At 71.3% G+C, this 13,377-nt stretch carries 12 protein-coding genes and 1 riboswitch; of the genes, 7 read left to right on the top strand and 5 right to left on the bottom strand.

Going from position 1 to position 13,377, the window contains the following annotated elements; genetic code table 11:
• Positions 1–120: 120 nt before the first annotated feature.
• Together OG202_RS30645 and OG202_RS30640 are read left to right on the top strand one after the other, a co-directional pair.
• A complete protein-coding gene (locus OG202_RS30645) occupies positions 121–1,596 on the top strand; it encodes an FAD-binding oxidoreductase (RefSeq protein WP_327728099.1) in 1,476 nt (491 codons plus the stop codon).
• A gap of 43 nt (positions 1,597–1,639) precedes the next feature.
• Positions 1,640–2,395 carry a decaprenylphospho-beta-D-erythro-pentofuranosid-2-ulose 2-reductase gene (locus tag OG202_RS30640; protein ID WP_326578378.1) on the top strand — a complete coding sequence of 252 codons (756 nt, stop codon included), beginning with the start codon at positions 1,640–1,642 and terminating at the stop codon, positions 2,393–2,395.
• Positions 2,396–2,487: 92 nt separating this feature from the next.
• On the opposite strand, the gene OG202_RS30635 is transcribed toward OG202_RS30640, so the two are convergent.
• On the bottom strand, positions 2,488–3,084 hold the full coding sequence (locus tag OG202_RS30635; protein WP_327728100.1) for a 2'-5' RNA ligase family protein: 597 nt from the start codon (positions 3,082–3,084) through the stop codon (positions 2,488–2,490).
• Positions 3,085–3,297: 213 nt separating this feature from the next.
• A complete protein-coding gene (trpS, locus tag OG202_RS30630; RefSeq protein WP_327728101.1) occupies positions 3,298–4,311 on the bottom strand; it encodes a tryptophan--tRNA ligase in 1,014 nt (337 codons plus the stop codon).
• A 100-nt stretch (positions 4,312–4,411) separates the two neighbouring features.
• Here trpS and OG202_RS30625 point away from each other — a divergent pair, with 100 nt between their 5' ends.
• From OG202_RS30625 to OG202_RS30610, 4 genes are all read left to right on the top strand, one after another.
• Complete coding sequence (locus OG202_RS30625) at positions 4,412–5,029, top strand: RNA polymerase sigma factor (protein ID WP_326578384.1); 618 nt, start codon at positions 4,412–4,414, stop codon at positions 5,027–5,029.
• On the top strand, positions 5,026–5,919 hold the full coding sequence (locus tag OG202_RS30620; protein ID WP_328223916.1) for a hypothetical protein: 894 nt from the start codon (positions 5,026–5,028) through the stop codon (positions 5,917–5,919). The genes OG202_RS30625 and OG202_RS30620 overlap by 4 nt, the downstream gene beginning before the upstream one ends.
• A 100-nt stretch (positions 5,920–6,019) precedes the next feature.
• Entirely contained in the window at positions 6,020–7,726 is a 1,707-nt protein-coding gene (locus OG202_RS30615; RefSeq protein ID WP_328222359.1) for an IS1182 family transposase, read from the top strand.
• 350 nt (positions 7,727–8,076) lie between these two features.
• Entirely contained in the window at positions 8,077–8,826 is a 750-nt protein-coding gene (locus tag OG202_RS30610) for a hypothetical protein (protein WP_327728104.1), read from the top strand.
• 19 nt (positions 8,827–8,845) lie between these two features.
• Here the strand turns inward: OG202_RS30610 and OG202_RS30605 are convergent, their stop codons facing one another.
• The 3 genes from OG202_RS30605 to OG202_RS30595 form a co-directional block, all read right to left on the bottom strand.
• A complete protein-coding gene (locus OG202_RS30605) occupies positions 8,846–10,294 on the bottom strand; it encodes a glycine hydroxymethyltransferase (protein WP_327728105.1) in 1,449 nt (482 codons plus the stop codon).
• 31 nt (positions 10,295–10,325) lie between these two features.
• Positions 10,326–10,414, bottom strand: a riboswitch (ZMP/ZTP riboswitch).
• Positions 10,415–10,496: 82 nt separating this feature from the next.
• The gene (locus tag OG202_RS30600; RefSeq protein ID WP_328223915.1) at positions 10,497–11,681 is read right to left on the bottom strand and encodes a glutathionylspermidine synthase family protein; all 1,185 of its coding nucleotides are present in this window, start codon (positions 11,679–11,681) and stop codon (positions 10,497–10,499) included.
• A gap of 21 nt (positions 11,682–11,702) precedes the next feature.
• Positions 11,703–12,092 carry a hypothetical protein gene (locus tag OG202_RS30595; protein WP_327728107.1) on the bottom strand — a complete coding sequence of 130 codons (390 nt, stop codon included), beginning with the start codon at positions 12,090–12,092 and terminating at the stop codon, positions 11,703–11,705.
• Positions 12,093–12,409: 317 nt separating this feature from the next.
• Between OG202_RS30595 and OG202_RS30590 the strand changes: the two genes are divergently transcribed.
• The gene (locus tag OG202_RS30590) at positions 12,410–13,351 is read left to right on the top strand and encodes a helix-turn-helix domain-containing GNAT family N-acetyltransferase (RefSeq protein WP_327728108.1); all 942 of its coding nucleotides are present in this window, start codon (positions 12,410–12,412) and stop codon (positions 13,349–13,351) included.
• Positions 13,352–13,377: the final 26 nt, after the last annotated feature.

The following is a 13,377-nucleotide window of genomic DNA, read 5'->3' as shown; positions in this document are numbered from 1 at the left end:
CGTCCCAGAATTGCGGCACTCTTGAACGACATCCCATTAATCACCCATTTCGGTGAGGCGGCAGAGCGGCCGGGCCGATGCGCCCGATTCCTTCGCATACGCGGCGATACGGTCGCGGGCATGCCAGCCGACGCCGCCGCAGTCTCCCCGGCCTCCGCACCCCCCGGCCCCGGCCCCGGCCCCGGCCCCGGCCGCACCGTCCCCGTCACCGGCTGGGGCCGCACCGCCCCGACCGCCGCCCGGCTGCTCCGCCCGCGGACGTACGACGAGACCGTGGCCGCCGTACGGGCGTGCGGGGCGCGTGGCGGGATCGCCCGGGGGCTGGGGCGGGCGTACGGGGACGCGGCGCAGAACGCGGGCGGGGCCGTCCTCGACATGACCGGCCTCGACCGCGTCCACGCCATCGACGCGGACGGCGGCACCGTCCTCTGCGACGCGGGCGTCTCGCTCCACCGGCTGATGGAGGTCCTGCTCCCGCTGGGCTGGTTCGTGCCGGTGACCCCCGGGACCCGTCAGGTGACCGTCGGCGGCGCCATCGCGGCCGACATCCACGGCAAGAACCACCACGTCTCCGGGTCGTTCGCCCGGCACGTCCTGTCCTTCGAACTGCTGACGGCGAACGGCGAGATCCGCACGGTCGTCCCCGGCACCCCGCTCTTCGACGCCACGGCCGGCGGTATGGGCCTGACCGGCGTCGTCCTCACCGCGACCGTCCGGCTCCTCCCCGTCGAGACGTCCTGGATGTCCGTCGACACCGAACGCGCCCGCGACCTCGACGACCTACTCGTCCGTCTCACGGCCACGGACCGCTACTACCGCTACTCCGTCGCCTGGATCGACCTGCTCGCCAGGGGCGCGTCGACGGGCCGCGCCGTGCTCACCCGCGGCGAGCACGCGCCCCTGGAAGCGCTGGAGTCACGGAAATCGGCCTCCACGCGCGTGCGTGGAGGCCGATTTCGGCGCGGGGACGCGCTGCGGAGAGACGCACTCACCAGTCCGCTGGAATTCCAGCCCCAGCGTCTCCCGGCCGCCCCCGCGTTCGTCCCCGAGGGCCTCCTCGGCCGTACGGCCGTGGGGCTCTTCAACGAGCTCTGGTACCGCCGGGCACCCCGGGCCCGCACCGGCGAACTCCAGCGGATCTCCACCTTCTTCCACCCGCTCGACGGGGTCCCGCACTGGAACCGGATCTACGGCCGGTCCGGCTTCGTCCAGTACCAGTTCGTCGTCGGGTACGGCCAGGAAGAGGCCCTGCGCCGGATCGTGGACCGGATCTCGGCACGCCGCTGCCCCTCCTTCCTCGCCGTCCTGAAGCGGTTCGGCGAGGGCGACCCCGGCTGGCTGTCGTTCCCGATGCCCGGCTGGACGCTCGCCCTGGACATCCCGGCGAGCCTGCCCGGTCTCGGCGCCTTCCTCGACACGCTCGACGAGGAGGTCGCGGCCGCCGCCGGCCGCGTCTACCTGGCGAAGGACGCCCGTCTGCGCCCCGAACTGCTGGCCGCGATGTACCCCCGCCTGCCCGAGTTCCGCGCACTGCGCGGGGAGCTGGACCCGGGCGGCGTCTTCGTGTCGGACCTGGCCCGCCGCCTGAGCCTGTGAGCGCCAGGGAAATCTCCGTCCCCCACCACACCCAGGAGCTGTCATGAAGGACGCCTTCGGCACCCCCCAGTCCCTGCTGATCCTCGGCGGTACGTCGGACATCGCGCTCGCCACGGCACGCCGTCTGATCGCCCGCCGCACCCGCACGGTGTGGCTGGCGGGGCGCCCCTCACCGGATCTGGAGAACGCCGCCATCCACCTGCGCGGACTCGGCGCGGAGACCCACACCATCAGCTTCGACGCGCTCGACTCGGGGTCCCACGAGGCGATCCTCGGCAAGGTCTTCGCCGAGGGCGACATCGACCTGGTCCTCCTCGCCTTCGGCGTACTCGGCGACCAGGCGAACGACGAACGCGACCCGGTGGCCGCCGCGCGCGTCGCCCAGACCAACTACACCGGAGCCGTCTCGTCCGCCCTGGTCTGCGCGCGGGCCCTCCAGTCGCAGGGCCACGGCTCCCTCGTCGTCCTGTCCTCCGTCGCCGCCGAGCGCGCCCGCCGCTCCAACTTCATCTACGGCTCCAGCAAGGCCGGCCTCGACACCTTCACCCAGGGCCTCGGCGACGCCCTCCACGGCACCGGCGCCCACGTCATGCTCGTACGCCCCGGTTTCGTGCGGACCAGCATGACGGCGGGCCGTCCGGAGACCCCCCTCGCGACGACCCCGGAGGCGGTCGCCGCCGCCATCGAGCTGGGGTTGCGGCGACGCTCCGAGACGGTGTGGGTCCCGGGTTCGCTGCGCCTGGTGATGGCAGCCCTGAGGCACGTCCCGAGGTCGGTCTTCCGCCGCCTGCCGCTGTAGGAGGACGGGGCGCGCCCCGCAAGGGGTGAGGGGAACCGCGCGAGCGACTCCCCCTCACCCGCACCCGCCGACCAGCCCGAACCCCCGAGCTGTCAGGCGCCCGCCCCACCCAGCGGCAGCGTCGCCGTGTCCCCCACCGGCGCCCCCGCCTGCGGCGGGACGACCGACCCGCCGAAGGCGAACTCGCGCAGCTTGCGCCAGACCCCGTCGGGACCCTGCTCGTAGAGCGCGAACCCGGTGCAGGGCCACTGGGCCTCGTACGTGGCGAGCTCCTCGAACGCCCGGTCCATCGCCTCCTCGGCGATGCCGTGCGCCACGGTGACATGCGGGTGGTACGGGAAGTTCAACTCGCGCGCCACCGGCCCCGAGGCGTCCCGGACCTGCTTCTGCAGCCAGGTGCAGGCCTCGGCCCCCTCGACGACCCGCACGAACACGACGGGCGACAGCGGGCGGAAGGTCCCCGTGCCGGACAGCCGCATCGGGAAGGGGCGCCCGGCCGCCGCGACCTCGGTGAGGTGCGTCTCGATCGCCGGCAGCTCCGCGTCCTCGACCACGGTCGGCGGCAGCAGCGTGACATGCGTGGGGATACCGTGAGCCGCGGCGTCGCCGAAGCCCGCGCGCAGCTCCTGGAGCTGGCTGCCGAGGGGCTCCGGGACCGCGATCGACACACCGATCGTTACGGTCCCCACGTCGTCTCCTGTCGTCGTGTCATGCGAGTTGTCATATGTCTTTGTTGGCCGCGGTTGATCGCGGTCGGTCGCCGTCGGTCGCGATCCATCGCACCGGCTATCGACTGTACGGCCACCGCGGTGTTCCGGGCAGGCGCAGCGGGAGTGATGTGCGGCGCTGTCGGTGGCGCGACCGGTGGTGCGATCGGCGCTCGGGGGCAGAGGTGGTGCGGCTCAGTGCTTGGCGGGCAGGAAGCCCACCGCGTCGTACGCCTGGGCGAGCGTCTCCGCCGCGACCGCGCGCGCCTTCTCGGCTCCCTTGGCCAGGAGCGAGTCGAGCGTCTCCGGATCGTCCAGGTACTGCTGGGTGCGCTCCCGGAACGGCGTCACGAACTCGACCATGGCCTCGGCGAGGTCCGTCTTGAGCGCACCGTAGCCCTTGCCGACGTACCTCTGCTCCAGTTCCGCGATGCCCGTCCCCGTCAGGGTCGAGTAGATGCTCAGCAGGTTGCTGACGCCCGGCTTCTCCGCGGTGTCGAAGCGGATCACCGTGTCGGTGTCGGTGACCGCGCTCTTGACCTTCTTGGCGGTGACCTTCGGATCGTCGAGCAGGTTGATCAGCCCCTTCGGGGTCGACGCCGACTTGCTCATCTTGATCGCGGGGTCCTGAAGGTCGTAGATCTTCGCCGTCTCCTTCAGGATGTACGGCTTCGGGATCGTGAAGGTCTCGCCGAAACGGCCGTTGAAGCGCTCGGCGAGGTCACGGGTGAGCTCGATGTGCTGGCGCTGGTCCTCGCCGACCGGCACCTCGTTCGCCTGGTACAGCAGGATGTCCGCGACCTGGAGGATCGGGTACGTGAAGAGGCCGACGCTCGCACGGTCGGCGCCCTGCTTGGCGGACTTGTCCTTGAACTGCGTCATACGGGAGGCCTCGCCGAAGCCGGTGAGGCAGTTCATGACCCAGCCGAGCTGCGCGTGCTCGGGGACATGGCTCTGGACGAAGAGCGTGCAGCGCTCCGGGTCGAGACCGGCGGCGAGCAGCTGCGCGACGGCGAGCCGGGTGTTGGCGCGCAGGTCGGCGGGGTCCTGCGCCACGGTGATCGCGTGCAGGTCGACGACCATGTAGAACGCGTCGTGGGACTCCTGCAGGGCCACCCACTGGCGGACGGCGCCGAGGTAGTTGCCGAGGTGGAACGAGCCGGCGGTGGGCTGGATGCCGGACAGCACGCGGGGTCGGTCAGAGGCCATGCTCACCATTCTCTCAGGTGTCCGGCCCCGTTCCGGAACCGACCGGAAACAGATGTGACACGGGTGGGAACCGATCGGGCTCGGGCGGTGTACCCATTTTGTGAGAACGCGGGAGGGGGGCCGCATCGTCGATGAGGCCGCGGTGATCGCACGCGTACGCGCCGGTGAGCCGGAGGCGTATGCGGAGCTGGTGCGCGCCCACACGGGCATCGCGCTGCGGGCGGCCCGGGCGCTCGGCGCCGGTGCGGACGCGGAGGACGTGGTGCAGCAGGCCTTCTTCAAGGCGTACTGCTCACTGGGCCGCTTCCGGGACGGCGCCGTGTTCCGGCCGTGGCTTCTGTCGATCGTGGCCAATGAGACGAGGAACACAGTGCGGACAGCCGGGCGCCAGCGCTCTCTGGCCGACCGCGAGGCGGCCCTGGCCGAGGCCGAGCCGCTGATACCGCCCTCGGCCGACCCGGCGGTCGCCGCGCTGGAGATAGAGCGCCGTGTCGCGCTCCTGGGCGCCCTGGAGAAGCTGAGCGAGGAACACCGGCTGGTCGTCACCTACCGCTACCTGCTGGAGATGGACGAGCCCGAGACGGCGGCCGCCTTGGGCTGGCCCCGGGGCACGGTGAAGTCCCGCCTGAGCCGAGCACTGCGCAAGCTGGGCCGCCTGCTGCCCGAGTTCGAGCCCGGGGAGGCGCTGGCGAAGGGGAGCGGAGGTGATGGGGGGTGAGTGAGCCGGACAGGGGCGAGGACCGGGAACGGGACCAGGACGGCGGGATCACCGAGAGTGAGGGCCGTGGCGTCCGGTTGCCCGAGGAGTTGCGGGCGCTCGGGCGGGCACTGGACCGGCCGGGTGCCGACGGGGACGAGACCGACGAGACCGACGAGACCGACGAGACCATGGTCGAGCGGGTTCTGCGGCAGATACTCGCCGAGGGGGTGCCGACCCCGGTGGCCGAGCCGCCGGGGGCAGGTGAGCGGCTGCGGGCGGTGCGCCGGTGGGCCCGGCTCCGTCGGCGCGCGCTGACCGCCGCGCTGTGCGGGCTGCTCACGGTCCTCGTCCTCACCCCTCCGGTGCGGGCGGCGGTCGCCGACTGGTTCCACTTCGGCGGGGTCGAGGTGCGGTACGACCCGTCGGCGACGCCTTCGCCCGGGGCGCGGGTGCCGGGCTGCCCGGACCCGGTCCCGCTCGCCGAGGCCGAGCGGCGGGCGGGGTTCGCCCCGCTCGTGCCGGGCGCGCTGGGCACCCCGGACGCCGTGTCCGTGACCCGTGCGCCGAAGGACCGCTTCGTGATCACCCTCTGCTGGGACGAGCGGGGAGACACCGTCCGGCTCGACGAGTACGCGGCCCGGCTGGCACCCGAGTACGGCAAGACCGTGGCGGGCGAGCAGGTCGTCGAGTGGGTCCGGCTGAGCGGGGGTGCGTACGACGCGCTGTGGTTCCCCGAGCCACACCTCCTGCGTTTCTGGATGACCTCCGGGGACGGCTCCCGCTTCACCCGCTCCGAGCGCACGGCGGGGCCCACCCTGCTGTGGGTCCACGACGACGAGTTCACGCTGCGGCTGGAGGGCGTGGGGTCGAAGACGCGGGCGCGGGAGATCGCGGAGTCGTTGGACTAGCTTGACTCTGTCGGGGATCTTGGAGTTTCCCGGTGCGGCAGCAAGATCGACGGGCATGCTCGGGTAGTTCCGCCGACCGATACAGCTGTCGAGGTGCTCGTTGTCTCTTCGTCCCCGTTCCGGTGAGCAGGTCCCGTCTCTGACTGCGCAGGTTGCGCGGGCGAGCAACCCGGACGGCACGACGGCGATATGGGTACGTGACCGCCTCGATGGGCTGTGGTGCGACGAGGACTTCGCCGACTGGTACCCGCGGAATGGGCGTCCGGGGCTCTCGCCTGCTCAACTGGCCACCGTCTGTGTGCTGCAGTTCCTGCTCGGCCTGTCGGACCGGCAGGCCGCCGAGTCGGTCCGCTGCCGCATTGACTTCAAGTACGCCATGGCCATGGAGCTGGACGATCCCGGCTTCCACCACAGTGTGCTGGCCGACTTCCGAGACCGTCTCGCCGAAGACGACCGCGCCGACCGCCTCCTCGACCTCGCACTGGCCCGCCTCAAGGAGGCCGGCCTGGTGCGCGGGCGCACCACGCAGCGCACCGACTCCACCCACGTCCTGGCCGCGGTGCGCGACCTGACCCGCCTGGAGATGGTCACCGAGGCGGTCCGCGCCGCACTCGAAGAAGTCGCCGGCACATCCCCGCACCTGCTGGACGAGCTGGTCGATGAGGACTGGGGGCTCCGCTACGGCCGGCCGGTCCGCCTGGGCAGGAACCCCACCAAGCCCAAGACCAGGATTCTTGCCACCGGAAACGACGCCGTCCGACTCCTGGAACACCTCTACCAGCACGGAGCAGACCGCACATCCGGTCCTCGTATCCAGGCCCTGCGCCAGATCATGGTGCAGAACTACCACCGTGACGCCGCAGGACATCTGCGCTGGCGCACCGCCGAGAAGGAAGGCGGGCCCGGGCTGCCGCCCTCGTCCCGGGCGGTCGTCTCTCCCTACGACACCTCGGCCCGCTACGCACGGCACGGACACATCATCAGCTGGAAGGGGTTCACCGCCCACCTTACCGAGACCTGCGCTCCCGACGGCCCCAACGTGATCACCGACGTGGCCACCACCGCGGCCACCACCCACGACAGCCAGGTCCTGCCCGGCATCCACACCCGCCTCTCCCGCCGCGGACTGCTGCCCGCCGAGCACCTGGTCGACGCCGGCTACACCTCCCTGCCCCACCTGGAACAGGCCACCCGCGAACACCAGGTCACCGTCTCCGGGCCGCTGAAGAGCAACCCCACCCGCCAACACCGCCGAAATGAGGGCTTCGCCCGGGACGACTTCCGCATCGACTACGACCATCAGCAAGTCACATGCCCGCAGGGGCAGGTCAGTGCGGGCTGGCACGGCCCCTACCCGACCTCCTCGCCCACCGCGGCCCCGCTGATCGTGGCCAGGTTCACCAAGAGCCAGTGCCGCCCCTGCCCGGCCCGCATCCAGTGCACCACCACCGCCGACAGCGCCCGCACCGTGGGATTTCCTCCACGAGAGCTCCGTGACCTGCAACTCCGTGTCCGCGCCGAGCAGCAGACGCCCGAGTGGAAGACGCGTTACGCGGTCCGCTCCGGAGTGGAGGGCACGGTCAACGAGTTCGCCCACGGCCACGGCATGCGGCGCTGCCGCTACCGAGGGCAGGGAAAGGCCCACATCCAGCACGTCCTGACGGCCATCGCCGTCAACATCGAGCGCCTCAGCGGATTGCCACCGGCCGAGGAAGCCCCCATACCCCGCCGACCGACTGCCTTCCAGAGCTACCTCGACCAGCGCGAGTTACCTCGGCTGAAATCCTGGCGAACCCTGGGCAGTTGACCTCGCCAACCCCAAGATCCCCGACAGAGTCAAGCTAGGGCGTGTTTCGGAAGTCCCTTCGTCGCCCGAAGGGCGGCTCTGCGGCGTCCGGTGCGTGCTCTCGGCGCGCCGGACGAAAGGCCTCGTACTGGACGTACTTGGCCTTTCGTCCGGTGCGGCGGTGGGGGTCCCTCCCGCTCGAGCGGAGCCGAGAGTGGGGGAGCGTGCCGAACGTCGCAGAGCAGAAGGGACTTCCGAAACACGCCCTAGATCGGTCGCGTCGAGGTGGGAACCCCGGCGGTTCGAGCGGTGTACCAGGAATGACACCGCGAGTGCGGACGGACCGCACCGGGATCGATCGGGGGTGTCGGATGCGTGGACTGCGACAACTGGCGGCGGCGATGGGCGCGTTGGTGACCACTTCGGCCCTGCTCCTGCTGGGGGCGCCGCCCTCGGCGGCGGGCGGCCCGACCAGCGCGCTGCTGGTCTCCCCCACCAGTCAGCGGACGGCGTCGTTGTACGGCACACAGAAGGAGTACGACCTCCTGGAGAGGCTCCTCGCCCGTGCGGGATCCGAGCTCGACGGGAGCCGGGAGGAGGCTCCGGAGTGGGCCGCGGGGGACACATGGGGTGAGCAGGTCACCGACATGGTCACCGTGACCTGGATGCTCCATGACGTGACCCCCTGGCGGGTGGACCGGCTGTACACGGTCTCGCCCGACACGAAGGACGTCTGGATCAACACGAGCCTGGACGTCGAAGAGGACACCGGCGACGCGGGCAACAGCGCCTGGCACAAGGCGAAGCAGTCTGCGGAGCTGCGCGACCTGCTCACCGGGCTCGGCGTCCTGGGCAAGGCCTCCGACAGCCCGGCGCGGGGCGAAGCGCCCTCGACCGACTCGCTCTCGGAGGCCGGGGCCGGCGTCGGCGAGACGGCCACCGACACCCGGGCCGCGGCTGACGCACCCGGCCTGAACGACCGGGCGCGCTGGGCGATACCCGCTCTGGCCCTGGGCCTGCTCCTCGGCTCCGCAGGCGCCACGCTCGTCCTGCGCCGCGCGGCGGCCCGGCACGGGTCCGGACCGCCGAGGGAGCCCCGTCAGGAGTTGCTGGACGCCTGACCGGCGGCGGTGAGGGGGGTCAGCCGAGGTCGATCTCCGGGTACAGCGGGAACCCGGCGACGAGGTCGGTGGCGCGGCGGGAGATCTCGTCGGCGACCTTCGCATCGAGGACGTGCTGCGCCTTGGAGGGGGCGCCCGACTTGGTGGTGCCGGGCTCGGTGGTGGTGAGGACGCGGTCGATGAGGCCGGCGACCTCGTCCATCTCGGCGGTGCCCAGACCGCGCGTGGTCAGCGCGGGCGTACCGATACGGATGCCGGAGGTGTACCAGGCGCCGTTCGGATCGGCCGGGATGGCGTTGCGGTTGGTGACGATCCCGGAGTCGAGCAGCGCGGCCTCGGCCTGGCGGCCGGTGAGACCGTAGGAGGTGGCGACGTCGATCAGGTTGAGGTGGTTGTCGGTGCCGCCGGTGACCAGGGTGGCACCACGGCGCATCAGGCCCTCGGCGAGTGCGCGGGAGTTGTCGACGATGCGCTGGGCGTAGTCCTGGAAGGCGGGCTGCCGGGCCTCGGCGAGGGCGACGGCCTTGGCGGCCATGACGTGCGGGAGGGGGCCGCCGAGGACCATCGGGCAGCCGCGGTCGACCTGGTCCTTGAGGGAGTCGTCGCACAGGACCATGCCGCCGCGCGGGCCGCGCAGCGACTTGTGGGTGGTCGTGGTGACGATCTGGGCGTGCGGTACCGGGTCGAAGTCGCCGGTGAGGACCTTGCCGGCGACGAGGCCCGCGAAGTGCGCCATGTCCACCATGAGCGTGGCCCCGACCTCGTCGGCGATCTCGCGCATGATCCGGAAGTTCACGAGACGGGGGTAGGCGGAGTAGCCGGCGACGATGATCAGCGGCTTGAAGTCACGGGCGGAGGTGCGCAGGGCCTCGTAGTCGATGAGGCCGGTGGTGGGGTCGGTGCCGTAGGAGCGCTGGTCGAACATCTTGCCGGAGATGTTCGGACGGAAGCCGTGGGTGAGGTGGCCGCCGGCGTCCAGGGACATGCCGAGCATGCGCTGGTTGCCGAAGGCCTGGCGGAGCTCGGCCCAGTCGGCCTCGGAGAGGTCGTTGACCTGGCGGGCGCCGGCCTTCTCCAGGAAGGGGACCTCGACGCGCTGGGCGAGGACCGACCAGAAGGCGACGAGGTTGGCGTCGATACCGGAGTGCGGCTGGACGTAGGCGTGGCGGGCTCCGAAGAGCTCCTTGGCGTGCTCGGCGGCAAGGGACTCGACGGTGTCGACGTTGCGGCAGCCGGCGTAGAAGCGGCGGCCGATGGTGCCCTCGGCGTACTTGTCGCTGAACCAGTTGCCCATCGCCAGCAGGGTGGCCGGGGAGGCGTAGTTCTCGGAGGCGATCAGCTTGAGCATCTCGCGCTGGTCGGCGACCTCCTGGCCGATGGCGTCGGCCACGCGCGGCTCGACGGCGCGGATCACATCGAGAGCGGCTCGGAAGGCGGTGGACTCGTTGGAGAGGGGCGCGGCTGACATGGGGACCTCCGGACGTTGCGTTCAGCGTTCACGGTACGGCCCAGGCGCACGGCACTCATCTTCCCCGGGCCGCTCCCCGATGGTCCATCCCATCCCAGCGCGCCAGTCACGGCCCACCGGCCACCCTATCGGGCGCCGTGGACGCCCGGGCCCTGGCGTCCACCATACGAACGACGGGAGGCGGCGGCGGGGGCCGCGGGGGTCAGAGGATCACATGGGGGAGGAAGCGGGCGTACTCGTCCGTGACCGGGCCCGAGGACTCGCGGATGCCGAGGCCCGCCGATTCGTTCTCGACGACCCAGGCGCCGAGGACGACGTGATTGCCGTCGAAGGTCGGCAGGGGGGCCAACTGCTGGTAGCAGCAGGGGTCTTCGCGGAGGGCGGGGGTGCCGCCCGGTTCGTGGAGGGTGACGCCTGCGCCCTCGCGGCCGAGGAGGGGTTTGGCGACGTAGCCGGCGGTGGTGGCCAGTTCGCGGGGCCCGTCGAGATAGGCGGGGAGGAGGTTGGGGTGACCGGGGTACAGCTCCCAGAGGATCGCGAGGAGGGCCTTGTTGCTGAGGAGCATCTTCCAGGCGGGCTCGATCCACATCGTGCTCCCGGTGCCGCCGCCGTTGTCGAGGGTGGCGAGGACATGGGAGGCGAAGCGGTCGGTGGTGAGCCACTCCCACGGGTAGAGCTTGAAGATGCTGCGGATGAAGCGGAGCTTCTTGTCGACGAAGCGGTCGGAGAGGCGGTCCCAGCCGATGTCCTCCATGGAGATCCAGTCGGTGTCGAGGCCGGCCTGCTCGGCGGTCTCCTTCAGATAGGCGACCGTCATCAGGTCCTCGCCGAGCTCGTCGCCGGCGGAGTGCGCGAAGTAGAGGGGGCTGCCCGGCGGGAGCAGGTGGGACTGCTTCTTCCAGGCGTCGACGAGGCGTTCGTGGAGGGAGTTCCACTGGTCGGCGCCCGGGAAGCGTTCCTCCATCCAGAACCACTGGGGGCTGGCCGCCTCGACGAGCGAGGTCGGCGTGTCGGCGTTGTACTCCAGCATTTTGGCGGGGCCGGTCCCGTCGTAACGGAGGTCGAAGCGGCCGTAGACGGACGGCAGTTCGGCCCGCCGGTGCCACGCCTCGGCGACGAGGCCGACGAGACGCGGGTCGGTGATGCCGAGGTCGGCGAAGCGGTCCTCGGACACGATGTGCTCGGCCGCCGCCAGGCACATGCCGTGCAGCTCCTCGACGACCTCCTCCAGCGCCTCGACCTCGGGGAGCGAGAAGACGTAGTACGCGCTCTCGTCCCAGTACGGGCGCAGGGAACCGTCCGGGTGGCGGGTCAGCGGGTAGATGAGCCCCTGGTCCTCGACGGTCTTCTGCCAGCCCGGCCGGGGTTCGATGGTGCGGCGTTCCATGGTTCTGCCTCGTCCGCCGGATCAGCCGCCGCCGGAGCCGGAGCCGTCGCCGTCGCCCGAGCAGCCGAAGCCGTCCCGGTCCACGGCCTCGCTGCGGCTGAAGGTGCCGTAGTCGGCCCGGCCGCCGCTGACGTCCGCGTCGTAGTACCAGGCGGCGTCGGCCGAGCCGGCCTGGCTCCGGTTGCCGCTGCTGTTGTTCTTGCGGTTCTTGCGGTAGGACGACGACGAACTGGAGCTGGAGTTGCAGTTCTTGTCGGCGATGATCTTGTAGCCGTTGGCGTAGTCGTAGCTGTCGCGGTCCACGCAGCGGCGGTCCGGATCGGAACCGCAGGAGGTCAGGGCCGCCGCGACGACGCCCATCCCACCGAGTACGACCGTGCTGGACCGCAGCCGCCTGCGCTGTTCTCCCATGTGTGCTCCCCCGTCGGGCTCATAGGCCCTGCCGTGCCGGGGCCGGTTCGCGATGCGGTTCGCGAAAGCGGCCGCCGTCTTATGCGCGCTTTATCGGCGCTCAGACTAGTGATCGACTCTTCGAAGGGGCCAATCGGGTGCCGAACCCGGATGGCGGGACTGCTGACGAACCTGACGAACCTGGCGGGCGGCTTGCGAAGGGCGTGGCGAACCCCCGGGCCGGAGAAGACGTGAGCCACCGACCCCGAGCCCGCCCACTCGCTCGCTCGCCTGTGCTCATCGACATCCCTCATTCCCTTGACTAAGGTCAAAGAAATATGGAGGCCAAACAGCAGTCCGAACCGGTGGCCGTGCCAGATGTGCGGAGCCTGCGGCGGTTCAACCGGTACTTCACTCGCCGTATCGGAGCCTTGGACGATCACTATCTCGGGCAGGACCGGCCCCTCGGGGAGGCGCGGCTGCTCTTCGAGATCGAGGAGTCAGGCCGAGGCGGGGAGGGGACTTCGCTGCGCGAACTGCGGGCGCGGCTCGGGCTGGACGCCGGGTATCTGAGCCGGATGGTCAAGGCTCTGGAAGCGCAGGGGCTGGTCCGGGTCGGGGTGCATGGCAGGGACAGCCGCGTGCGGGTCGCGGCGTTGACGCCGGCGGGGCGCTCCGAGGTCGCGGAGCAGAACCGGCGGGCCGACGCGCTGGCCGAGGGGCTGCTGCGGGGGCTGAGTCCGGCGCAGCGGGGCGAGTTGACCGAGGCGCTGGGGGCCGCGCGGCGGCTGCTGCGGCTCGCCGCGATCCGGGTCGAGGCCGTGGACGGCGGGTCGGACGACGCCCGCGCCTGCCTCGACGCCTACGCCGCCGACCTCCACGAGCGGTTTCCCGAGGGGTACGACCCGGCCACCCTCGTGCCGCCCCATGAGGTCTCGGGGGCCTCGGGCGCCTTCCTCGTCGCCTACGAGGAGGAACGGGCCGTCGGGTGCGGGGCGTTGCGGACGCTCGATCCCGGGGCCCGGGTCGGGGAGATCAAGCACGTGTGGGTGCATCCCGGGGCCCGACGGCTCGGGCTCGCCCGGCGGTTGCTCGGCGAGCTGGAGCGGGTGGCCGCCGGGCGCGGATTCGGCGTCGTACGGCTCGATACGCATGCCTCGTTGACGGAGGCGCAGGCGATGTACCGGGCGTGCGGGTACACGGAGATTCCCCGGTACAACGACGACGTGTACGGGGCGCACTTCTTCGAGAAGAGGCTCACGGCGCCACGGAGGCGGTGACACGGCCTTCGCACGCCCCGGTTCAG

This window comes from Streptomyces sp. NBC_00310 (assembly GCF_036208085.1).
Lineage (GTDB): Bacteria > Actinomycetota > Actinomycetes > Streptomycetales > Streptomycetaceae > Streptomyces.
Note: the sequence above shows the minus strand (reverse complement) of the source record. Positions and strands in the feature narration are given on the sequence as shown.

Excerpts from the sequence above, each read along its gene's own strand:
- OG202_RS30610 (WP_327728104.1), top strand. The coding sequence starts at position 8,077 with ATGCGTGGACTGCGACAACTGGCGGCGGCGATGGGCGCGTTGGTGACC.
- OG202_RS30600 (WP_328223915.1), bottom strand. The coding sequence starts at position 11,681 with ATGGAACGCCGCACCATCGAACCCCGGCCGGGCTGGCAGAAGACCGTC.
- trpS (WP_327728101.1), bottom strand. The coding sequence starts at position 4,311 with ATGGCCTCTGACCGACCCCGCGTGCTGTCCGGCATCCAGCCCACCGCC.
- OG202_RS30590 (WP_327728108.1), top strand. The coding sequence starts at position 12,410 with ATGGAGGCCAAACAGCAGTCCGAACCGGTGGCCGTGCCAGATGTGCGG.
- OG202_RS30595 (WP_327728107.1), bottom strand. The coding sequence starts at position 12,092 with ATGGGAGAACAGCGCAGGCGGCTGCGGTCCAGCACGGTCGTACTCGGT.
- OG202_RS30645 (WP_327728099.1), top strand. The coding sequence starts at position 121 with ATGCCAGCCGACGCCGCCGCAGTCTCCCCGGCCTCCGCACCCCCCGGC.
- OG202_RS30640 (WP_326578378.1), top strand. The coding sequence starts at position 1,640 with ATGAAGGACGCCTTCGGCACCCCCCAGTCCCTGCTGATCCTCGGCGGT.
- OG202_RS30605 (WP_327728105.1), bottom strand. The coding sequence starts at position 10,294 with ATGTCAGCCGCGCCCCTCTCCAACGAGTCCACCGCCTTCCGAGCCGCT.